The sequence below is a fragment of the Paraburkholderia phymatum STM815 genome (assembly GCF_000020045.1).
Lineage (GTDB): Bacteria > Pseudomonadota > Gammaproteobacteria > Burkholderiales > Burkholderiaceae > Paraburkholderia > Paraburkholderia phymatum.
The window spans coordinates 938,947-961,351 of sequence record NC_010623.1 but is presented as its reverse complement, the minus strand read 5'-3'; the positions used below and the strand labels follow the sequence as shown (position 1 = coordinate 961,351).

21 protein-coding genes and 1 riboswitch are annotated in these 22,405 nt (G+C 62.9%); of the genes, 7 read left to right on the top strand and 14 right to left on the bottom strand.

Features of this window, described 5'->3' with window-relative positions; genetic code table 11:
* Positions 1-16 precede the first annotated feature (16 nt).
* The gene (locus BPHY_RS20075) at positions 17-436 is read right to left on the bottom strand and encodes a secondary thiamine-phosphate synthase enzyme YjbQ (protein WP_012403279.1); all 420 of its coding nucleotides are present in this window, start codon (positions 434-436) and stop codon (positions 17-19) included.
* On the opposite strand from BPHY_RS20075, the gene BPHY_RS41825 reads away from it, so the two are divergent.
* Positions 416-667 (top strand): hypothetical protein, encoded by a 252-nt coding sequence (locus tag BPHY_RS41825; RefSeq protein WP_157686653.1) that lies wholly within the window; start codon positions 416-418, stop codon positions 665-667. The genes BPHY_RS20075 and BPHY_RS41825 overlap by 21 nt on opposite strands.
* Before the next feature lie 125 nt (positions 668-792).
* Positions 793-1,656 (top strand): oxidoreductase, encoded by an 864-nt coding sequence (locus BPHY_RS20070; protein ID WP_012403278.1) that lies wholly within the window; start codon positions 793-795, stop codon positions 1,654-1,656.
* Between the two features lie 4 nt (positions 1,657-1,660).
* On the opposite strand, the gene BPHY_RS20065 is transcribed toward BPHY_RS20070, so the two are convergent.
* The 9 genes from BPHY_RS20065 to BPHY_RS20025 all read right to left on the bottom strand — a co-directional run bounded on the left by BPHY_RS20065 (position 1,661) and on the right by BPHY_RS20025 (position 14,420).
* Complete coding sequence (locus BPHY_RS20065; protein WP_012403277.1) at positions 1,661-2,335, bottom strand: antibiotic biosynthesis monooxygenase family protein; 675 nt, start codon at positions 2,333-2,335, stop codon at positions 1,661-1,663.
* 365 nt (positions 2,336-2,700) lie between these two features.
* Positions 2,701-4,530 (bottom strand): allophanate hydrolase, encoded by a 1,830-nt coding sequence (gene atzF / locus BPHY_RS20060; RefSeq protein ID WP_012403276.1) that lies wholly within the window; start codon positions 4,528-4,530, stop codon positions 2,701-2,703.
* Between the two features lie 42 nt (positions 4,531-4,572).
* A complete protein-coding gene (gene uca, locus BPHY_RS20055; RefSeq protein ID WP_012403275.1) occupies positions 4,573-8,184 on the bottom strand; it encodes an urea carboxylase in 3,612 nt (1,203 codons plus the stop codon).
* 196 nt (positions 8,185-8,380) lie between these two features.
* On the bottom strand, positions 8,381-9,025 hold the full coding sequence (locus BPHY_RS20050; protein WP_012403274.1) for an urea amidolyase associated protein UAAP2: 645 nt from the start codon (positions 9,023-9,025) through the stop codon (positions 8,381-8,383).
* 15 nt (positions 9,026-9,040) lie between these two features.
* Entirely contained in the window at positions 9,041-9,748 is a 708-nt protein-coding gene (locus tag BPHY_RS20045; RefSeq protein WP_012403273.1) for an urea amidolyase associated protein UAAP1, read from the bottom strand.
* A gap of 36 nt (positions 9,749-9,784) precedes the next feature.
* On the bottom strand, positions 9,785-10,558 hold the full coding sequence (locus BPHY_RS20040) for an ABC transporter ATP-binding protein (RefSeq protein WP_012403272.1): 774 nt from the start codon (positions 10,556-10,558) through the stop codon (positions 9,785-9,787).
* Positions 10,555-11,370: an ABC transporter permease gene (locus BPHY_RS20035; protein WP_012403271.1), complete on the bottom strand. Its 816-nt coding sequence runs from the start codon at positions 11,368-11,370 to the stop codon at positions 10,555-10,557. Before BPHY_RS20035 ends, BPHY_RS20040 begins: the two co-directional genes overlap by 4 nt.
* A 30-nt stretch (positions 11,371-11,400) precedes the next feature.
* Entirely contained in the window at positions 11,401-12,468 is a 1,068-nt protein-coding gene (locus tag BPHY_RS20030; protein WP_041765184.1) for a putative urea ABC transporter substrate-binding protein, read from the bottom strand.
* A gap of 57 nt (positions 12,469-12,525) precedes the next feature.
* Positions 12,526-12,646: riboswitch (guanidine-I (ykkC/yxkD leader) on the bottom strand.
* 238 nt (positions 12,647-12,884) lie between these two features.
* A complete protein-coding gene (locus tag BPHY_RS20025; RefSeq protein WP_012403269.1) occupies positions 12,885-14,420 on the bottom strand; it encodes a complex I subunit 4 family protein in 1,536 nt (511 codons plus the stop codon).
* 398 nt (positions 14,421-14,818) lie between these two features.
* Between BPHY_RS20025 and BPHY_RS20020 the strand changes: the two genes are divergently transcribed.
* A complete protein-coding gene (locus BPHY_RS20020) occupies positions 14,819-15,067 on the top strand; it encodes a hypothetical protein (RefSeq protein WP_041764430.1) in 249 nt (82 codons plus the stop codon).
* 86 nt (positions 15,068-15,153) lie between these two features.
* On the opposite strand, the gene cyoD is transcribed toward BPHY_RS20020, so the two are convergent.
* Genes cyoD through cyoA form a run of 4 tightly spaced genes read right to left on the bottom strand, consistent with a single transcriptional unit; the run spans position 15,154 to position 19,015 of the window.
* On the bottom strand, positions 15,154-15,498 hold the full coding sequence (gene cyoD, locus BPHY_RS20015) for a cytochrome o ubiquinol oxidase subunit IV (RefSeq protein ID WP_012403267.1): 345 nt from the start codon (positions 15,496-15,498) through the stop codon (positions 15,154-15,156).
* Positions 15,499-16,104, bottom strand: coding sequence for a cytochrome o ubiquinol oxidase subunit III (gene cyoC / locus BPHY_RS20010; protein WP_012403266.1), 606 nt, complete (start codon positions 16,102-16,104; stop codon positions 15,499-15,501).
* A complete protein-coding gene (gene cyoB / locus BPHY_RS20005; protein WP_012403265.1) occupies positions 16,104-18,110 on the bottom strand; it encodes a cytochrome o ubiquinol oxidase subunit I in 2,007 nt (668 codons plus the stop codon). Before cyoB ends, cyoC begins: the two co-directional genes overlap by 1 nt.
* Positions 18,111-18,112: 2 nt before the next feature.
* Positions 18,113-19,015 carry a ubiquinol oxidase subunit II gene (gene cyoA, locus BPHY_RS20000; RefSeq protein WP_012403264.1) on the bottom strand — a complete coding sequence of 301 codons (903 nt, stop codon included), beginning with the start codon at positions 19,013-19,015 and terminating at the stop codon, positions 18,113-18,115.
* 277 nt (positions 19,016-19,292) lie between these two features.
* Here cyoA and BPHY_RS19995 point away from each other — a divergent pair, with 277 nt between their 5' ends.
* From BPHY_RS19995 to BPHY_RS19980, 4 genes are all read left to right on the top strand, one after another.
* Positions 19,293-19,712, top strand: a complete 420-nt coding sequence (locus BPHY_RS19995; protein WP_012403263.1) for a DUF1810 domain-containing protein — start codon at positions 19,293-19,295, stop codon at positions 19,710-19,712.
* 144 nt (positions 19,713-19,856) lie between these two features.
* Positions 19,857-20,309 (top strand): Fur family transcriptional regulator, encoded by a 453-nt coding sequence (locus BPHY_RS19990; protein ID WP_012403262.1) that lies wholly within the window; start codon positions 19,857-19,859, stop codon positions 20,307-20,309.
* A gap of 81 nt (positions 20,310-20,390) precedes the next feature.
* Entirely contained in the window at positions 20,391-21,053 is a 663-nt protein-coding gene (locus tag BPHY_RS19985) for a response regulator (RefSeq protein ID WP_012403261.1), read from the top strand.
* Positions 21,050-22,384, top strand: coding sequence for a sensor histidine kinase (locus BPHY_RS19980; protein WP_012403260.1), 1,335 nt, complete (start codon positions 21,050-21,052; stop codon positions 22,382-22,384). Before BPHY_RS19985 ends, BPHY_RS19980 begins: the two co-directional genes overlap by 4 nt.
* Positions 22,385-22,405 lie beyond the last annotated feature (21 nt).

The following is a 22,405-nucleotide window of genomic DNA, read 5'->3' as shown; positions in this document are numbered from 1 at the left end:
GGCGTTCGTTCAGTTGCTACTCGCCGATCAGATGCAGCACGATATCGCGTTCTTGCGGACGCGCGCGATGCTCGAACAGATAGATGCCTTGCCATGTGCCGAGCGTCATGCGGCCGTGCTCGACGGGTATCGACAGCTGCACTTGCGTGAGCGCGGTGCGCAGATGCGCGGGCATGTCGTCGGGGCCTTCCGTGTCGTGCTCGTAGCGCTCGGAGTCTTCGGGCGCGAGCAGCGCGAAGTGCCGCTCGATATCGCGCTGCACGGAAGGATCTGCGTTTTCCTGAATCAATAGCGACGCCGACGTGTGCCGGCAGAACAGCGTGAGGATGCCTGTGTCGATCGACGTGTCGCGCACGAACACGGCGACCTCGCTGGTGAATTCGAACAGTCCGCGAGCGCGCGCGCGCACGTTCAGATGGCGAATGGCCTGGCGCATGAGTCGTTCTCCGTTGTGCTGCGTGGTGCAAAAGCGATGTCTTTTCGCCGAGTTTACCGCGAGCGCCGTGATCCGCCAGGGCATGGGGTGCTGCACGGCGAATTGATGATTCGCACCGGCGCAATAGAGCGCCTGTACAACACAGGAGACGTATTTCATCCGCAGGCGGATAAAAGCCATTCGGAACGCTTCGGACCCGGCGGTGTTCAAAAGCAGGTCGGCCGGAAGTGACGAAGGGGAAATCGAACAGGCCGTCAGCAAGGATTGCATCGACCGGCTACTATTTTTGTCTCTCGTCCGTCGACATCACGCGCGCTGACGTGTAGACGCACATTCCATCAACGAGGAGGTTCTGAATGCCTATGTCCACGACTCCTGTCTGGTTCATCACTGGATGTTCAACCGGCTTTGGCAAGGAACTGGCCCGCGCGGTACTCGCTCGCGGCTGGCGCTGCGTGGCGACCGCGCGCAACGTGGCGTCGCTTGCCGGTCTCGCCGAGCCGGGCAGCGATGCCGACGCGCGGCTCTTGCGCGTGAAGCTCGACGTGACCGACGCTGCGCAGATCGCAGCCGCCGTCGAGAAAGCACAGCAACGCTTCGGCGCCATCGACGTGCTCGTGAACAATGCTGGCTATGGTTATCAGTCGTCGGTGGAAGAGGGCGACGAAGCGGAAATCCGCGCGCAGTTCGACGTAAACGTGTTCGGTCTGTTTGCGATGACACGTGCCGTACTGCCTGGCATGCGCGCGCGGCACAAGGGGCACGTGCTGAACATCACGTCGGTCGCGGGTCTTGCGGGCTTTCCGGGCTCAGGTTATTACGCGGCTAGCAAGCATGCGGTGGAGGGCTGGTCCGACTCGCTCGCGACGGAGGCCGAACCGCTCGGCATCAAAGTGACCTGTATCGAGCCGGGTCCGTTTCGCACCGACTGGGCGGGCCGTTCGCTCAAGCAGACGCCCAACAGGATCGCCGACTATGCGGACACGGCGGGCAAGCGCATGCAAACGACGGCGGGATATAGTGGCCGTCAGCCCGGCGACCCCAAACGCGCTGCGCAGGCGATGATCGCCATCACCGAAACGGAACGTCCGCCGCGTCATCTGGTGCTGGGCGCATTCGGTGTGGATGCCGTATCCAAGCGCGTGCATTCGACACTGACGGATATCGAAGCGTGGCGCGATACGAGTGTGGGCGCGGACTTTCCGGAAAGCGAGCGCTAGCCTTTTATTCAGGCCGCGTTGCGTCGGGGTAGTACTGCGGCGCTTCGCGCCGGTCGTACATCCCATAGTCGCGCACCACGCGCACGGTGCGCAGCCGCGCGCCTTCAGGCAATGCCTGTGTGTTCGCGAAGGCGTCGGCGGACTGTGCATCGCGCCATGACGTGAGCAGCATGACGTCGCCAGGCGTCAGTACAGCATCGAATGCATCCCACGCGACCAGGCCCGCTGCGTTCTCGCGCAGACCCAGTACCCCCGATACTTCGCGCGCGCCGCGATGCTTCACCCGGTCGGCGTCCAGTTGTGCGTCGACCAGCACGATCGTGGTTGCGTCGCCGGTTTGTGTTTCGTCGAGTCGTTGCTCGTGCAACATGCAACCGGCAGGCAACCGCGTATCGCGCGTCAGCTGACCCACGCGCAGCCGGTAGTCGCGAAAGGTCTGCGAACGGGCTTTTTCCTGCACGCCGTGATGCGTTGCCTGCGTACGCCAGCGCACGAGTGCTTTCTCGTCGCGCCAATTAGACAGCGAGAGCAGCCATCCTTCGCGCGTGAGACTGCCGTAACGGACGTTATCGACAAACCCGTCTATCTGCTCCAGTTCCGGCTTCAGCATCTTCGCGTAGTCAAGATACGTGTCCCTGCGGTCAGCGCGCGGCTGCACTTCGAACAAGACCGAAAACATCGGATCCTCCCATGTGCGGTGCGTTTAGATGGCTGCGATGCAATCGATTTCGATGGCGACATGTCCCGGCCACGCGGGCACGCAGACAACCATGCGCGCCGGTGGACCGGTCGAGCGGCGCATCGACGCGGTTCAACCCGGATCGTCTCCCGTTGCATCGCAAAGCCCCATTTGCATCGTGACGAGACTATCGTAGCGCGGTTCGCGACGTCGACGTTTCGGGCTGAGACGAAACGACAGAGGACGGGCCAGCGTTCCATGAGGGGGAACGCGTGCGACTGCTGTCGGAAGGCGGCGTCACGCGCGCGACGACTTGAGCGAGCGGCGCGCGCATCGCACGCGCGCCGCATTTTGCAACGGCTGTGTTACGCGACGGCAGGCTTGGCGGTTTGCGGAGATGCGTCGCGTTGCAGCCACGCGCGCCAGCCCCCGTACGACGTGATGTCGACGGCCCCTTCGACTCCATGCGCTTCACACACGAAGCCGGTCTCCCAACGGCCGTCCGCAAGTTCCACCTTGCCGAGGGCGAGCGGCGCGGGGATGCCAGCGAGGAACGAGCCGGCTTCGCTGCTCGGCAATTCCCATACTTCGACGGCAATTGCCGCACCGTTGGCCGTGTCGCGGATCATGCCCGGACGCTGCATGATGCCACCCGAGAGCGCATACAGCCGATAGCATGGTGCGCTGGCCGTCGCTTCGACGAGCCGCGCGCCACGCGAGCGCAACTGCCCGTTCAGCGCGAGCCCTTCGAGATGCGCACCGCACACGACCAGCTTCATCCTGTCGTGACGCGCAGCACGCGCGGGTACATCGCTGCGCTGTTGCGCGCCGCCGATCAGCGGCACGGCGAGCTCGCGATGCAGCGCATCGGCGACGCTCAACAGATATTGATCGGTGAACGCACGGCCGAACAGTGTCACGCCCCACGGCAGGCCGTTACGCATGAAACCCGCGGGCGTCGCGACAGCCGTGTAGTCGAGCAGGTTCATGAAGTTCGTGTAATGCCCGAGCAACGAGTTCGCACCGACAGGATCGCGCTCGAGTTCCGCCAGCGTGACCGCACGCGGAATGGAAGGCGTCAACACGCAATCGAGTTGCGCAAGCACGGCGTCGCAATACTGCTTCAACGCCTGTAGCCGGTATTGCGCGCGAAACGCATCGACGGCCGTTGCGCCCGGTGCTTTCGCGAGCACGTCGCGAATCACGGGCAACACCGCATCGGGTTGCGATTCCATCAACGCGCCCGCCACGCTGTAGCGCTCGGCGACCCACGGTCCTTCATAAAGCAGACGCGCCGCTTCGAGAAACGGCGCGAAGTCGATTTCGACGGCCTCGCCGCCGATTGTTTCGAGCGCCGCGCGTGCCTGCGCGAACAGCGCGGGGCTTTCGTCGCAGCCGGCAAATTCGAGTTGCGCGGGCACGCCAAAGCGAAAGCCCTTGATGGCGCCGAATGCCGACGCATCATTCCATTGCGGATTTGCGCGGCTATACGCATCGGCGGGATCGTGACGGGCGGTGAGCGCAAGCAGTTCACTCGCCTCGCTCGCGGTTGCCGTGAAGTAGGTTACGCAGTCGAGCGTGCGGCACGCGGGCACGACGCCCGCCGTCGACAGCAAGCCCTTCGTACCCTTCGTACCGACGAGGTTGTTCAGTGCGGCGGGCACGCGGCCCGAGCCGGCCGTATCCGTGCCGAGCGCGAAGCTTGCGACACCCAGCGCCACGGCCAGCGACGACCCCGCGCTCGATCCGCCCGACGGATAGCCGGCATGCACGCTGTTGCGGCACTTGCCATACGGCGAACGCGTGCCGTTGAGGCCGGTGGCGAACTGATCGAGATTCGTCTTGCCGATGGGCACCGCACCGAGTGCGATCAATTGCGCGACGAGCGTCGCCGATTGGTCCGGTGTGTACGCGAACGCGGGGCAGGCGGCGGTGGTCGGAATGCCGGCGAGATCGATGTTGTCCTTCAGTGCGAACGGCACGCCATAGAGCGGCAGCGAATCGATGTCGCGTTCATCCAGCGCGGCGAGATAAGGCTCGATTTCGGCGTCGCTCAACAGATGGATGAAGAGATGGAAGTCCGGGTTCAATGCCGCGGCGCGCTCGCGCAATGCGGAGAGCAGTGCGCGCGGCGTGGTGCGGCCTTCGCGATACGCGGCCCGCACAGCGGGCAGACGCAGATCGAATGAATCCATGTCGAGTGAGTCCTTGAAAGCGTTGAATGTCAGATGCGTGAGTCACACGTGTTGTTCGATCACGACCACGCGCTGCCCCGCGCGAACGGGCGAACCCGGCGCGACATGAATTTCGCCGACCGTGCCCGCGCAAGGCGCGACGACGGATATCTCCATCTTCATCGACTCGATGACGAGCAGCACGTCGCCGGCTTCGACCGTCGCGCCGGGCTCGACGCGCACTTGCCACAGGTTGCCCGCGATCTCGCTGTCCACGGCGATCTGGCCGTCGATGAGCGGCGCGACATCGGCGTCGGTCACGACGGGCGGCTCCAGCGTGTCTTCGATGCTGCCTGCTTCGTGCCAGCGTTGTCGCTCCGCCTGAAACGCAGCCTGCTGGCGCGCGCGAAACTGCGCGATCTCATCGGCGTCGCGAGCGAGAAAGGCCTGGTAGCCGGCGAGCGACAACTCGGTCTCCTCGATCTTCAACGGATAGCGCCCGAGCGGAAAGGCTTCGCGGATGCGCAGCAGTTCGTCGGCGGATACTTCGTAGAAGCGGATCTGATCGAAAAAGCGCAGCAGATAGGGACGTCCCGCGAAATCCGCGACGTCCCGATAGCGGTTCCACATCTGCAACGTGCGTCCAACGAACTGATAGCCGCCGGGCCCTTCCATCCCGTATACGCACAGGTATGCGCCGCCGATGCCGACCGAGTTCTCGGCCGTCCACGTGCGCGCCGGGTTGTACTTCGTCGTGACGAGCCTATGACGCGGATCGAGCGGCGTTGCGACGGGTGCGCCGAGATAGACGTCGCCGAGTCCCATTACCAGATAGCTCGCATCGAACACAATGCGCTTCACGGCGTCGATCGAATCGAGGTCGTTGATGCGTCGAATGAACTCGAGATTGCTCGGGCACCACGGCGCGTCCTTGCGCACGGTGGTCATGTATTTGTCGATCGCGAGCTGGCATGCGGGGTCGTCCCACGACAGCGGCAGGTGCACGATACGCGACGGCGCGCGCAGATCCTTTTGCAAGAGCACGCGCTGCCATGTCGTCGCGACGTGATCGAGCAGCGTGGCAAGCGGCAATTGTTCAGGCTGATAGTGGACCTGCAGAGAGCGGATGCCCGGCGTCAGATCGATCACGCCAGACACCTGCAACGCATCGAGCGATTGCATCAGCGCGTGGCCGCGAAAGCGCAGCACGAGATCGAGTTCGGGCGGTCCGATCTCCAGCAATAGATGCGTGTCGCCGGACAAGCGTGCGACGAGCCGCTCGTCGCCTTCGCCGACGTCCAGCACGATGGGCGATTGCAGTGACGTCGACATGTCGGCGTTCTGCGGCACCCGTTGTGCCGCGAGCGTGGTGACTTCCTGAAGACGTGCGTGTGCCGCTGCGCGCGCCGTTGCGATGTCGACGGGAACGAAGCGCACCTTGTCGCCTGCCTTCAACTGACCGATCTGCCATAGGTCCGCTTCGATCACCGTGACGGGACAGACAAACCCGCCGAGGCTCGGGCCATCCGGACCGAGGATCACGGGCATGTCGCCCGTGAAGTCGATCGCGCCGACGGCATACGGATTATCGTGAATGTTCGACGGATGCAAACCCGCTTCGCCGCCGTCCGCGCGCGTCCACTCGGGTTTCGGGCCAATCAGCCGGACACCCGTGCGGCTCGAGTTGAAATGGATCTGCCAGTCGGTCGCGAGGAACTGCTCGATATATGCCGCGCTGAAGTATTCGGGCGCTCCATGCGGACCGTAGATCACGCGCAGCACGCGCACGTCGTCGAGTCGAAGCGCGAGCGATTCAGGCAGCGTTGCGCCCGCATCGCGATCCGTCAGTGGATGCAGATGCAGCACGTCGCCCGCACGCAGCGCGCGTCCGCCGTGGCCGCCGAACTGGCCGAGCGTGAAGGTGCTGCGGCTGCCCAGATACTGCGCGACGTCCAGGCCGCCGCGCACGCACAGGTACGCGCGCGCGCCCGCTCCACGCAGCGTGCCGAGCGCGAGCGTCGAACCTGCCGCGACCGCGAACGTCGTGTTCATCGGCTGCGGCGTGTCGTCGAGCATGATGGGCAGCGTCGCGCCCGTGACGACGACGACCGCGTCCGTGTTGAAGCGCAGCGTGGGCCCGCTCATCGTGATTTCGAGCGCGGCCGCTTGCGTATCGTTGCCGAGCAGACGGTTGCCGAGTCGCAACGCGCGGTCGTCCATCGGCCCCGACGGCGGCACGCCGACGGCCCAATAACCCGGACGTCCCGGATAGTCCTGCACGGTGGTCTGCGTGCCGCCACTCAACACTTCGAATGTCGATGCGCGATAACGCAGGCCTTCGAGGCAGCGCGTCCACGGATGGCCACTCGCGAACGGAACATCGGCGAGAATCTGGCGCAGATAGTCGCGATTGGTTTCGACGCCGTAGATCCGCGATGCTTCAAGCGCGGCATCGAGCGCGCGACGCGCATCGTCGCGAGTGGGTTGCCATGCGATCAGCTTCGCGAGCATTGGATCGAACCAGGGCGGCACTTCGCAGCCCGCTTCGATCCATGTGTCAATGCGCAGCGTCCGGCCGTCAGCGGATGGGAACGATACGTCGGTCAACAGGCCGGGACACGGTTTGAAATCGCGGCCCGGATCTTCCGCATAGAGGCGCGCCTGGATCGCGTGCCCTCGAGGTTGCAGGTCGCGCGACAGCACGTCGAGCGGCGCGAGCGTGCCCGCCGCGAGTTCGATCATCCAGCGCACCAGATCGACGCCCCACACCTGTTCCGTCACGCCGTGTTCGACCTGCAGGCGCGTGTTCACTTCGAGAAAATAGAAGCGTGCGGCATCGCTGTCGTAGACGAATTCCACCGTGCCCGCCGAGCGATACGAGACCGCTTGTGCAAGGCGGATCGCTGCGTCGCACAGGGCAGCCTCGACGCCGTCGGGCAGATTCGGCGCGGGCGTTTCTTCGAGAACTTTCTGGTTGCGCCGCTGCACCGAGCAGTCGCGCACGCCCAGTGCAATCGCTGCGCCTTTGCCGTCGCCGAATACCTGCACTTCGAGATGCCGTGCTTTCTCGATGTATTTTTCGAGGAACACACCAGCGTCGCTGAAGTTGTTTTGGCCAAGACGCTTCACGATGTCGAACTGCCCAGCGAGTTCTTCATCCGAGCGGCACACGCGCATGCCGATGCCGCCGCCGCCCGCTGTGCTTTTCAGCATCACTGGATAGCCGACGCGTTTCGCCGCTTCGAGCGCCGCTTCCAGACCGTCGAGCAGGCCCGTACCTTCGAGCATCGGCACGCCCTGTTCGGCTGCAATTGCGCGCGCCGTGTGTTTCAGTCCGAATGCCCGCAACTGTGCGGGCGTCGGACCGATGAACGCGATGCCGGCGGCTTCGCAAGCCTCGGCAAATGCAGCGTTTTCCGACAGGAAGCCGTAGCCGGGGTGAATCGCCTGTGCGCCTCGGGCGCGCGCGATCTCCAGAATCTTCGCGATGTCGAGATAGGTGACGCTCGCCGCGCCGTCGCCGAGGCTCCATGCCGTATCGGCAAGGCTGACGTGGCGGCTCGCGCGATCCGCTTCGCTATAGACAGCGATGCCTTCTACGTTGAGTTCGCGCAGCGTGCGCAGAATGCGGCACGCAATCGCGCCGCGATTCGCAATGAGGACTTTATCGAACATGAGTGGATGTTCAATGCGTGGGCGGGTCGTCCCGCCACGTGGTCATGCATGCCGAGGTCGTCCACGGCAGGTTGCTTCGCGTTCGAGTGCGAAGCGCTCGAGGTTCAGTGCTTCGTGTGTGTTGCGGAGCGATCGAAACGCATCAAACGTTCGGCCCGCGCTTTCATCATCGCGTGCAGCCACAGACGCAGCGTGGTCAGTTCCATATCGTCAGTTCGGCAGGCGTGGGGTTGTATGCGTTGCACGGATTGTTCAACTGCGGACAGTTCGAGATCAGCACGATCACATCCATTTCCGCTCGCAACTCGACATACTTGCCCGGCGCCGAAATGCCGTCCTCGAATGTGAGGCCGCCCTCGGATGTGACGGGCACGTTCATGAAGAAGTTGATGTTGGCGGCGATGTCCTGCTTCGACAGCCGGCCGTCGTGCGCACAGGCTCGCAGGTAATTGTCACGGCAGCTGTGCATGTATCGTTTTTCCAGCGCGTAGCGCACAGTGTTGCTCTCCTGCGCGCATGCGCCGCCGAGCGTGTCGTGACGCCCGCACGTATCGGCGACGATGGTCAGCATCGGATTGCCGAGGTTCGAATAGAGCACGGTGCCTGTCGTCAGATAGAGGCTCTGCTGGCGGCGCAGCGTGCGTTGCGCGTCGTAGCGTTCGCGCGGGTCGGCGAGGCTGTAGAAGAGCGTATCGATCGCCTGATTGCCTTCGACGTCGCGGATGCGCAGTGTTTGGCCCGCTTTCAGTTCCTTGAGCCACGGCTCGCCCGCGGGCAAGGTTTCGCGGAAGATCGCGTTGGCGGGATCGAGCGTGCTGGCTGTGAGTGTGGATGTCGTCATGGCGCGCCTTTTCGCTCAGAGGAAGAATCGTTCGGTGTTGATGAAGCCACGCATGTTTTCATCGCACGACGTGCGGCAGAGTTCCGCGATTTGCGGATCGGCGGCGCGCAGTGCGAGCTTCACGGGCTTCGGCGCGTACTCCGGGTTCGGATCGAGCGGATGCTGGATGGCCGTCAGCACGACCAGCGTGTTCATTGGCGCATACAGTTCGACGTAGTCGCCCGCTTTCGAATTGCCCTCGACGAATTTCATCGCGCCGGCGCCGGTCACGTCGACCCGGCTGAACAGATTCAGCGTCATCAGCAGGTCCGACACGCCGAGCCCCCACTTGCCGAGTTCGACGAGCAGATTGTCGGTGCCGTTGCGATAGAACGCGTTGCGCAATTCCTGATAACGGCCCTGGCCGTATTTCTCATGCACTTCCGCTGCGTTCGACACGCCCGCGAGACTGTCGTGCCAGCCGCAGGTATCCGCGACGATCGCGGCGAGCACGCGGCCCATGTCGGAATAGAGGCAATGGCCTTGAGTCAGCTTTGCGGTGTGCTGACACTTGAGCGTGTCGGGCAGATTCATCCGCTCGCTTTTTTCGGCGGCATTGAAAAGCAGCATGCCGACGTTCGCACCGCCGCGCGGATCGGTGATGCGCAGCACCTGGCCGCGTCTCACGATCAGCGACGCATGACCGCCGCCGGGGACGGTTTCTTCAAGCAATGTTTCGTTCATATCGTGTCCTTGATTCGTTTGCATCGGTTGCGCGGGTCATGCGGGCACGGCAAGCAGCGGCGGAATTGCCGTCGGCGCCTGCGGCTCGCGCATGCCGTTGCGTTCGAGCGGAATGTCGTAGGTGATGCGCGCGCCATACGCCTGCGGCGCTTGCGGATCGATGCGCACCTTGTCGAATACGAGCACGCGGCTGCCGAGCGTGAACCCCTCTTTAAGATCGTGCGTGACCATGAAGACGGTCAGCTTCGCTTCGCGCCAGAGGCCCGTCAGCAAGTCGTGCATGTCGCGCCGGATGCCGGGATCGAGCGCGCCGAACGGCTCGTCGAGCAGCAGCACGCGCGGCTTCATCACGAGTGCCTGAGCGAGCGCGAGACGTTGCTGCATGCCGCCCGACAGCTGGTGCGGATACTTGTCGAGCGAATCGGCGAGGCCGACGCGCGCAAGCATCGCAACGGCTTCATCGCGTGCGAGCCGGCGGCGCGCGCCGAACAGGCGGCCCGTGAAGCGCGCATGCGGGAGTTCCAGCCCGAGCATCACGTTGCGCAACACTGTCAGATGCGCAAACACCGAGTAGCGCTGAAACACGACGCCGCGATGCGGGTCCGGTTCCGGCGGCAGCGGCTCGCCGTCGAGCAGAATCTCGCCGCGCGTCGGACGCTCCTGGCCGAGCAGCAGCCGCAGGAACGTCGACTTGCCGCAGCCCGACGCGCCGACCATCGAGCAGAATTCGCCCTCCGCGATCCGCAGATTGAGCCGCTCCAGCACGACCTGATCGTCATACTGCTTCCATAGGTTGCGGATCTCGATCATGCGCGGCCCCCGTTGTACCAGGGGAACGCCCACTGCGTGATACGGCGCAGCGCTTCGTCGATCAGCCACGCGAGCAGCGTAATCCATGCGACGTACGGCAGGATGACATCCATCGCGAGATAGCGACGCACGAGAAAGATGCGATAGCCGAGGCCATCTGTCGAAGCGATCGCTTCCGCAGCGATCAAAAAGAGCCACGCGGAGCACAACGCAAGACGCAGCGCGATCAACAGACGCGGCAGCAGTTGCGGCACGATCACGCGCACGATCAGCGTCCAGCTCGACGCACCGAGCGTTTGCGCCTTGATCCACAGTTCCTCTGGAATTTCGCGCGTGCGCTGCTGCAAGTCGCGGATCATCATCGGCGTGATGCCGATCACGATCAGCACGACCTTCGACAATTCATCGAGACCGAACACGATGAAGAGAATCGGCAGGACGGCAAGCGGCGGAATCATCGATATCACGGTGATGAACGGCGACAGTGTCGCGCCCGCGAGCGGAATGCTGCCCGTGACGATGCCGAACACGAGCGCAACGGCCGCGCTTGCGACGAGCCCGATGCCGAGCCGCCTCATGCTCGACACCGTGTCGTCCCACATCATGTATTCGCCCGTGCGCTTGTCTTCGGTGAACGCGTATTCGTGCAGCGCGTCCTTCATCTGTGCGGCGCTCGGCAGCAGCTTGTCGTCGGGATTCGCCTGCAGGCGCAGCGACGAACCGGTGAAGTACACCGCGATCAGCACGATGAAGGGCAGCAGCAACAGCATCAGACTGCCGGTGCGGCCAGGATGTCGATTGATGAGCCGCATGGGCCTCTCCTGCTCAGAATGAAGCGTCGCTCAAAGCTTGCCTTGCGCGGCGAGGCGCACGTACGTCGGATCGAAACGCAGCTTCAGATTGTTCTTGTTGCCGACGGTAACGTTGTTATCGAACGCCATGCCGACGGCGCCCGCGTTCGGCGCGCCTTTGCCGAGCAGGCCGTGGTCGAACGAGAACTGCGCGACGCGCGTCATGATCTTCGGCATGTTCGGGCTGGTGGCGAAATCGAGCGCCTGTTGCGGCGTATAGAAGAGGGCTGTGGTCGACAATTGCGACTTGTAGCCGGCGAGGTCGGTGCCCGACGCTTTTGCCATCGACGTGAGCGCGGCCTGGCTGTCGGGCGAAGTGCCGTGCATCAGCTGCATGATCTCGAACCACGCGCCCGTCAGCGCCTTGCCGAGCGCAGGGTTGTCGTGCAGCGTCCTCGTGTTCACGACCATCATGTCCATGATCTCGCCAGGAATGCGGCTCGAATCGAACACTTCGGTGACGTTCGGCTTGGCCTTCAGATCGGCGAGCATCGGGTTCCACGTGACGGCGTTGTGTACGGCCGGCGTTGCGAATGCGCCGGAGATATCGGCGTCGGATGTATTGACGGTCTTGATGTCGCGCTCGCTCATGCCAACCGATTCGAGTGCGCGTGCGAGCAGATAGTGCGAGACGGAGAGTTCGACGAGATTGACGGGCTGGCCTTTCAGATCGGCAACCTTCTTGCCGCTCCCTTTGACGAGCACGCCGTCGTTGCCGTTCGAATAGTCGCTGACGATCAGCGCCGTGCTATCCACGCCGCCCGATGCGGGAATGGTGAGCGCGTCCATGTTGGTCATCGCGCAGCCATCGAACTTGCCGGCCGTGTACTGATTGATCGATTCGATGTAGTCGTTCAGCTGCACGACATCGACGTTGATGCCGTACTTCTTCGCCCATTTGGACATGATGCCTTGCGTCTTCGCATAGCCCCACGGCATCCAGCCGGCGTAGATGGTCCAGCAAACCTTGAAGTCCTTGCGGGCTTGAGCGAACGAAGGGGTGGAAACGCAAAGGGAGAGAGCGACGGCGGCTGCGGCGAAAAAGCGGAGCTTGCGCATGAGGTTGACCTCGCGGGGACGGTTATCGACGGCAGGAGCGGCGCGACGCATCGCGTTCTCTCCCGGGCTTTTATCCCGCCGTGTAACCTCGTGCGAGGTCGACAACTCTCGGACCAGCGTCGCGCACCGAACGCCTCTGTTTGCATTCGTGCAGACCGGAACCCTAGTCGTCCATTTGCCAGATTGTGACTGCTAAACCGGATGCTGCACCGGCTCCTGCGCTTGACTAAGCGATAAGCATGCCATTGCCGTCGCTGCGTCGATCCGGCTCGATCGCGAGGCTTTCATGCACAAGGTTGAAGCGCAGCCGCGACATGCATGCACGTGTGCGCACCAGTGGAGTGCCTGCTAAAGGCGTGGCGCAAAGAAAAACGGGCGCCCAGTGGACGCCCGTCGAATGCGGTCGGTTGAGCCGTTTAGCCGGGCAGGCGAGTCGATACTGCCGTCGCGCGGTTATTCGATGCAACGCCCGTATCCGTCGGCAGCGCGGAGCCTTGGGCCTGCGCGACGAGGTTTTCGGCGGACGGGCCGATCGCGTCGGTGAAGGTCTTCGGACGCACACCGATCGCGAGCACCAGCACGGCCATTGCGCCGAGCAGCACGAACTCGCGGCGGCCCAGATCGCGCAGGCTCGATACACGCGTGTTCTTGATCGCGCCGAACATCACCCGCTTGTACATCCACAGTGTGTACGCGGCGCTCAGGATCAGCGTCAGCGCAGCCGTCGCGCCGACCCAGAAGTTGAAGCGGATCGCGCCCATCAGCACGAGGAACTCGCCGACGAAACCGGACGTGCCCGGCAGGCCGACGTTGGCCATCGAAAAGAGCATCGCGAACGTTGCGAGCTTGGGCATCGAGTTGGCGACGCCGCCGTAGGCGTCGATCGAACCGTTCCTCGTGCGATCGAACAGCATGCCCGTGCACAGCAGCATTGCGCCCGACACGATGCCGTACGACAGCATCTGCACGACGGCCCCTTCCGTGCCCATCCGGTCGAACGTGAACAGGCCGAGCGTGACGAGACCCATGTGCGCGACGGCGGAGTACGCGAGCAGCTTGCGCATGTCGGTTTGCGCGAGCGCGAGCAGGCTGCCGTAGATCACCGCGACGAGCGACAGCGCGATCATCGCCGGGGCGAAGAAGTGGCATGCGTCGGGGACGATGGGCAGCGCGAAGCGCAGCAGACCGTAGCCCCCCATCTTCAGCATGCCGAGCAGCACGGCTGCGCCCGTCGGGCCGTCCGAGTGGACGTCGGGCAGCCACGTATGCACAGGCCACATCGGCACCTTCACCGAGAACGCGGCGAGGAAACCGATAAACACCATCAGCTGCGGCGTGAAATCGAGCTTGAGCGTGCGCCACGTGGCGATGTCGAATGTGTGCGCGTGCGCCCACAGGTAGATCAGCGAGGCCAGCATCGCCAGCGAGCCGACCAGCGAAAAGAAGAAGAAACGCACGGCCGCATAGACGCGGCGCTGTTCGCCCCACGTGCCGATCAGCAGGTAGAGAGGGATCAGCGTGGCTTCGAAGAACACGAAGAACAACATGCCGTCGAGCGACGTGAACACGCCTTGCATGCAGCCCGACAGCAGCAGGAATGCGCCGTAGTACTGTGCGACGCGCGTCGAGATCGATTCCCACGACGCGATCACGATGATCAGCGTGGTCACGGAAGTCAGCACGGTGAACCACAGCGAAATGCCGTCGACGCCGAGGTGGTACGAGATGCCGAATTCGGGTAGCCAGGCGAGCTGCTGCTCGAACTGCATCGTCGCCAGCGACGAATCGAAGCCCGCAACCAGCGGAATGACGGGCAGGATGCTGACGGCTGCGCCGGTCAGCGCGAGCCAGCGCGTGCGGCTGCGCGCGCTATCAGAGCCGCCGAGCAGCACAACGATACCGGCGACGATGGGGACCCAGATCAGGAGGTCGAGGACTGATGGGAAGTGCATTTGCTCTTTCGATGAAACGCCAGGACGCGAATAGCAGGCCCTCGCCCTCAAAGGCGAAGGATCAAAAACCTTACATGGACATTTCGACGGCCGGCCCCTGAGCGGAGCGGGACGATGCGCAGACTTGCGCACGCGCGTAACCAAAACGCATGAGACGGTCAGGGTTAACGAGGATAACTCAAAATTATAATGTTGCGCTGCCACAAGCGCGATTTTTATTTATTGCGGAAGTCGCTATTGACATTGATGCGTCGGCCTGAGCAGGCAATTTGCGGTGCACAAACAAATGGCAGTGGAAGCGCTTCCACTGACTTGGCGCGACTATTTGCCTACCGGGGTTGCCCTGGATTTGCGCCATAGTTGTTCGCGATACGCTTAAGTCGCGAGGAGACGAATCCATGAGAAAAGCTTTCCACATCGCCGTTATCGCCGTTTTGGCCTATCTGGTCGCCGATAAGGCATTGCTGCATGCGCAGGCGAGAGAGGCCAGCACGTTCGCGTGTTCGCAAGGCGCGGAACAAGTGAAGCTGGATGCGCTGAGCCGGGGCTTTGGCGACGCTGCCGCGAGCAGTCAGGGCGAAGCGTTCAGGTCGGGATGTCTGGTGACGGGCCGAGGCCGTCCGATGGAAATGCTGGCGCGCAACTGATGCGCTGGTGAGGCGGGGGAGGGGAGCGTGCCGGCTACACGATACGGCATGTGCAACCGGCACGAGGATGGCGCTTAACGCGAGATTCAGCGCGACATCATGTTCATGCTGACGTTATGCATGACCCACAGCGTACCGCCGATCACGATAACGGCCGTCAATACGGTGAACGCGAACGCGGTCACGTTCCAGCGCTGACCCGACGACGTATTCATGTGCAGGAAGTACACAAGGTGCACGACGATCTGCACGAGGCCGAGGCCGGCGATCGCGTAGAGCGCCTGCGTGCCTGTCGCCCAGCCCGCCAGCACCACACCGAATGCGGCTGCCGTCAGGATGACGGACAGCACGAACCCGATCATGTAGCTGCCGAAGCTGCCGTGGTTTTCGTCCGCGTGCGCCGGATGTGACGAGTGAGAATGGCTGCTCATTTAGATCACGCTCGCAAGATAGACAAACGAAAAGACACCGATCCAGACGATGTCCAGGAAGTGCCAGAAGAGGCTCAGGCACGTCAGGCGGCGCAGTTCGCGCTCGCCGAGAGCCGGCGCGCGCACGACCTGAATCATCATCACGATCATCCACACCAGACCCGACGTCACGTGCAGGCCGTGCGTGCCGACCAGCGTGAAGAACGCCGACAGGAACGCGCTGCGGTCCGGGCCTGCGCCCTCCGCAATCAGATGCGAGAACTCGCGGATTTCCAGCACGACGAACGACGCGCCGAGCACGAACGTCACAGCCAGCCAGAACAACGTGCTGCTCTTGTTGTTCTTGTGTGCGCCGAGCATCGCGAAACCATACGTGATACTCGAGAACAGCAGGATGGCCGTTTCGATCGCGACGCCCTCGATCTCGAACAGATCCTTGCCGCTTGGACCGCCGGCGAACTGATGGCTCATCACCGCAAACGTCGCGAACAGCGCCGCGAACAGAATGCAGTCGGTCATCAGATACAGCCAGAAGCCGAATACCGAATTGGACGGAGCGTGATCCGCATCGTGATGCGGTTCCGCAAGAATAGCTTTTTGCAACATCAGGCAATCTCCTCAGCTTCGGGCAGTTGCTTCGCGACAGCCGCGCCCGCACCAGCGCCGTTACGTTCTTCGATCAGTCGAACCGTATTGGCCGGGATGTAGTAATCGGTGTCGTTATCGAAGCTGCGCGCGATCCACGTACCGATCGCACCGATGAACGCCGCGATCGCCAGCCACCAGATGTGCCACGTCAGCGCGAAGCCCAGCGCAAGGCTGAACACGCCGATGAAGAAACCGGCGCTCGTGTTCGACGGCATGTGAATGTCGCGGTATACCGGTTGCTCCACATTGCCGCGTGCCTTCATGTCGTGGAATGCATCCAGCTCATGCACGACAGGGACGGTGGCGAAGTTGTAGATCTGCGGCGGCGAAGTGGTCGCCCATTCGAGCGTGCGGCCATTCCACGGATCGCCCGTCAGGTCGCGGTTTTCCGGCTTGTTGCGATCGCGGATCGACACGACGATTTGCAGCAGCTGGCAGGCGATACCGATCGCGACCAGCACGGCGCCGAGTTCGGCGACCAGCAGCCACGGATGCCATGCCGGGTTGTCGTAGTGATTCAGACGACGCGTCATACCCATGAAGCCGAGCACGTACAGCGGCGTGAACGCAACCCAGAAGCCGACCTGCCAGAACCAGAACGCAGCCTTGCCGAGCTTCTCGTTGAGCTTGAAGCCGAAGGCCTTCGGGAACCAGTAGTTCATGCCGGCGAGGTAGCCGAACAGCACGCCGCCGATGATCACGTTGTGAAAGTGAGCGATCAGGAACAGCGAGTTGTGCAGCACGAAGTCCGCGCCCGGAATCGCCATCATCACACCCGTCATACCGCCGATCGTGAACGTGACCATGAAGCCGACCGTCCACAGCACGGGTGTCGTGAACTCGATGCGGCCCTTGTACATCGTGAACAGCCAGTTGAACACCTTCACGCCCGTCGGGACCGCGATGATCATCGTCGCAATGCCGAAGAATGCGTTGACGTCGGCGCCCGAACCCATCGTGAAGAAGTGGTGCAGCCACACGAGGAACGACAGCACCATGATCGCGCAGGTCGCGTAGACCATCGTCTTGTAGCCGAACAGCGGCTTGCGCGCGAACGTCGAGATCACTTCCGAGAAGATACCGAACGCAGGCAGGATCAGGATATAGACCTCGGGGTGGCCCCATGCCCAGATCAGGTTCAGGTACAGCATCGCGTTGCCGCCGGCTTCGTTCGTGAAGAAGTGCATGCCGAGGTAACGGTCGAGGCCGAGCAGTGCGAGCGTGACGGTCAGAATCGGGAACGCGGCCATGATCAGCACGTTCGTGCACAGCGCCGTCCACGTGAACACGGGCATCTTCATCAGCGTCATGCCCGGGGCGCGCATCTTGATGATCGTGACGAAGAAGTTCACGCCCGTCAGCAATGTGCCGATACCCGAGAGCTGCAAGCTCCACAGGTAGTAGTCGACACCGACGCCAGGACTGAACTGCAGTTCCGACAGCGGCGGATACGCGAGCCAGCCCGTTTGCGCGAATTCGCCGACCAGCAGCGAGATGTTGATCAGGACCGCGCTGATCGCCGTCATCCAGAACGACAGCGAGTTCAGGAACGGGAACGCGACGTCGCGTGCGCCGATCTGCAGCGGCACGACCAGATTCATCAGGCCGACCATGAACGCCATCGCCATGAAGAAGATCATGATGACGCCGTGCGCGGTGAAGATCTGGTCGTAGTGGTGCGGCGGCAGATAGCCCGGCGCGTGATACGCGAGAGCGAGCTGCGTGCGCATCATGATCGCGTCGGCGAAGCCGCGCAGCAGCATGATCATGGCGACGATGATGTACATCACGCCGAGCTTCTTGTGGTCGACCGACGTGAGCCACTCGGTCCACAGGTAGCGCCACTTGCCGAAATACGTGATCGCGCCGAGCACTGCGAGCGCGCCGAGAATCATCCCGGCACCTGCGACCACGATGATCGGCTCGTGGTACGGAATATCCGCCAGGGTTAATTTACCGAACATGCTTACCCCTTCGTCCCGTTAGGTGCACAGTTCACGTCCTTCATGTTGTCGATGACGTGACCGTTGTTGTAGCGGGCTACGATGTTGTTGAAGAGCTTGGGATCCACCGACGAGAAGTACGATACAGGCGCCTTCTCCTCGGGCTGCGCGACCTTGTAGTAGCGGTCCATGTCGAGGTGATCCGTCGACGCGCGCGCTTTCGCGACCCATGCGTTGAATTCTTCGGGCGATTCAGCCAGCGTGCGGAACTTCATGTCCGAGAAGCCCTTGCCGCTGAAGTTGGCCGACGTGCCGGCGTAGTCGCCAGGTTCTTCCGCCAGCAGATGCAGACGCGTCTGCATGCCTGCCATTGCGTAGATCTGGCCGCCCAGCTGCGGGATGAAGAACGAGTTCATCACCGTGTCCGACGTGATACGGAAGTTCACCGGCGTGCCGACGGGAATCGCCAGCTGGTTCACCGACGCGATGCCGAGATCCGGGTAGATGAACAGCCACTTCCAGTCGAGTGCGACCACTTCGACGTTGATCGGCTTCACGTTCGACTCGAGCGGCTTGTAGGGGTCGAGCTCGTGCGTGCTCTTCCACGTCAGGACGGCGAGGAACAGAATGATCAGTGCGGGAATCGTCCAGACTGCGACTTCGATTGCCGTCGAATGCGACCAGTTCGGCCGGTATTCGGCGGCCTTGTTCGATGCGCGGTAGCGCCATGCGAACAGCAGCGTCAGGAAGATGACGGGAATCACGACGATCAGCATCGCCCACGTCGAGGTCGCGATCAGCGACTTCTCTGCGGCTCCGATGGGGCCTTTCGGCGCGAGTAGATCAAGGTTGTTGCACCCCGATAGCAGGAACGCTGGGGCAATTGAAACGAGACCGGCGAACCGGCCCGCGATTTTTTTCATCATCGCGGCCCTCTACAAAAACAAACGAACGAACGCATGCATTTCCTTGCTCCTTTTCTAAGCGCTCGCATATTACGAAATGCACGTGTTGCAGTACAGCACTTTGATGCGAACGAACTATTGCGTGATCGAAGGTGAGACATAGTGTCGCAATGACGCGCCGCAAGGATTTTCCGCGGCGGCGGGAGCGCCGGACAGTGCGTTTGAAAGGTATTTGTATGGAGTTGGCTGACGTGCCGGGCGCGATTCGACGGCCCGAAAAACGACTGCGGAGGACGGCATGAACGATCAATTCGACCTTCGGCGCTTCGTCGATGCTCAGGCACCTGTTTTCGAGGCGGCGCTAGCGGAATTGCGGGCGGGACGCAAGCAAAGCCACTGGATGTGGTACGTGTTTCCGCAGTTTCGGGGGCTCGGAGAGAGCCAAATGGCCCAAAAATTTGCTATCCAGTCACTCGACGAAGCTGTCTCATATTTGCAACATCCGCTGCTGGGTCCGCGATTGAAGGAGGTCACGCGCGCGGTGAACGAAATCCAGGGACGGTCGATCGAGACCATCTTCGGCTACCCGGATTACCTGAAGTTCCGTTCGTCGATGACGCTGTTTTCCAAGGCCGCGCCCGACGAGCCGTTGTTCGCGCAGGCGCTCGCAAAATACTTCGGCGGCGCCGCGGATGAGAGGACGCTGGCGCTGCTTTGACGGCGGCGCGGCAAGGCCGGTCGCAAGGCAATCGGGCAACGCACGCCAGACGGGCTCCGATAAGCGAACCTTAAGGATCGTGCGGACAGAATGTCCGGTCACGAAGCCCGTCGGCGAGGCTTCGACACAAGACGGGGCCCCCACATGATTGCGATTTACGCGGCACTCAAAACGGCCGGGCTGCGGCCTACCTCCAGTCGGGCGTCCGTACTGAGGCTTTTCCACGAACTGCCGCACGAGCACTTCACAGCCGATCAGGTGTATCGCAAGCTGTCGCGCGAACCCGAGCCTTGCAGTCTCGCGAGTGTCTATCGCGCGCTCGCGCAGTTGCATGAGGCGGATCTTATTTCGAGCGCATCGCTGGGCGATGCGCGCATCGTTTATGAACTCAATCGCGGCCAGCGCCACTACCATCTCGTCTGCGGCCGCTGCGGCCGCATTCAGGATGCGTATGACCCGGGCCTCGAACAGCAGCAGGCGCGCATCGCAGCCGATCATCACTTCCACTACACGAGTTCCAGTCTCGTGATATTCGGCCGCTGCGGGAACTGCGACTCGGTGCCTGCAACCAGTGCGCCGCGCGTGAGCGCGAGCTGACGCGCGTTCATGAAGCCATAGCGGCACAGGGCGCCAAGCTGCGGGTTCGATCATCAGGGCGATTGACGGAGAAATGACGCCATGCGTTTGCTGCTGGTGGAAGACGATGAAATGATTGGCGAACCCGTCGTCGACACGATGCGCGGCGCGGGTTACGCAATCGACTGGGCGCGAGACGGACGCGAAGCCGAGCTGTCGCTCGCACATGACGTCTACGATCTGGTGCTGCTCGATCTCGGGCTGCCGAAAGCCGACGGCATCGACGTGCTCAACGGCTATCGTCGGCGCGGCGGCGGCGCGCCCGTGATCATCCTCACCGCGCGCGATGCGGTCGAGAACCGCATCGCCGGGCTCGATGCGGGCGCCGACGATTACCTCGTCAAACCCTTCGATCTCGACGAACTCGCTGCGCGTGTGCGCGCGCTGTTGCGCCGTCGCACGGGGCACACCAACCCTGTGTATGCGCATGGCGATCTGACCTTGAACCCCGTCACCCACGAAGTCACGCTGAACGGCGACATGCTCGCGCTCGTGCCGCGCGAATTCAGTCTGCTACAGGCGTTGATCGAGGAACCTGCGCGCGTGTTCACACGTACCGAGCTCGAAGAAAAGCTGTACGGCTGGGGCGAGGAAGTAGGCAGCAACACGATCGAGGTCCATGTCCATAGCCTGCGGCGCAAGATCGGCGCAGAGCAGATCGTGACCGTGCGCGGCGTCGGATATCGGCTCAAGCGCGGCGTATGACCTCGATCCGGCGCTGGTTGCTGGGTTGGCTGATCGCAGGCCTCGCGGTCGCAGCATTGATCGCGGCGTACGGAATCTTCTACACCGCGCAGGAGGAAGCGAACGAACTCTTCGACTACGAGCTGCGCACGGTGGCGCTCTCGGTGCCCGCGACCATCGCCGGCACCAACGGGTTCGCGCAGCGTGGACCGGACTTCGACGGGCTGGCCGACGACCGCCTGTTCATCGAAGTATGGGACGGCACGGGCCGAAGCGTGTACAGGTCGCTAGCCGGCGTCGACGTGCCGCGCTTTCCCCCCGGTTTGCGCACAATCGAATACGACGAGTTTCACTGGCGCATCTTCGGCGTTCAGGAGGGCGACCGCTTCGTGCAGGCGGCACAGCCTATGTCCGTGCGCCAGGATCTCGCGCGGCACCTTGCGTTGCGCACGCTGTGGCCGCTCGCGGTGTTTCTGCCGGTGATCGTCCTGATCGTGCTCTTCGTGGTCCGCCGCGGTCTTGCGCCGATTGGCGGCATCTCGCGCGCGCTCGCCACCCGTTCGTTCGATTCGCTCGAGCCGCTGCATTTCGAGGGCCGTTTGCCTGTCGAGATGCAGCCGCTCGTCGATGCGCTCAATGATCTGCTGCATCGATTGAATGTTGCGTCGCAATCGCAGCGCACCTTCGTCGGCGATGCCGCGCATGAATTGCGTTCGCCGCTGGCCGCGCTGAAGCTGCAATTGCAGGCGGCCGAGCGCGACGGCTCGCTGGTCGGCAGCAAGCAGACGTTCGAGCGCATTGAAGGCCGTCTCAACCGGTTGATCCACCTCGTCCATCAACTGCTGACGATGGCGCGCGAAGACGCGCAACGCAGCGCGCATTTCGAGCCGGTGAGTCTGCGTAGACTATGCGAGCGCGCCGTCGCCGATTTTTCGATGCTTGCGGAGGCGAGGCAGATCGACCTCGGGCTCGAGTTCAATCCTTCGGGCGGCGCCGACGACGCTTACAAGGTCAACGCCGAGGCACACGGCATCGAAGTGCTGCTCAACAATCTGATCGACAACGCGATCCGCTACACGCCGCACGGCGGCAAGGTGGACGTGATCCTTGAGCGCAGTGGCGACGAGGTCAGTATCTGCGTGTCGGACAGCGGTCCCGGCGTGCCGGACGCGGAACGCGAGCGCGTGTTCGACCGCTTCTACCGCAGCGCCGGCAACAAGGTGCATGGCAGCGGACTGGGGCTGGCGATCGCGATGAAAATCGCGCAGCGTCATCATGCGACGCTCAGCATGAGCAACAACGAAAGCGGTGTCGGTCTGCGCGTGACGCTAGCCGGGTTGCACGCGCAGTAAGGGCTGCGTTGGTGCGGGCTT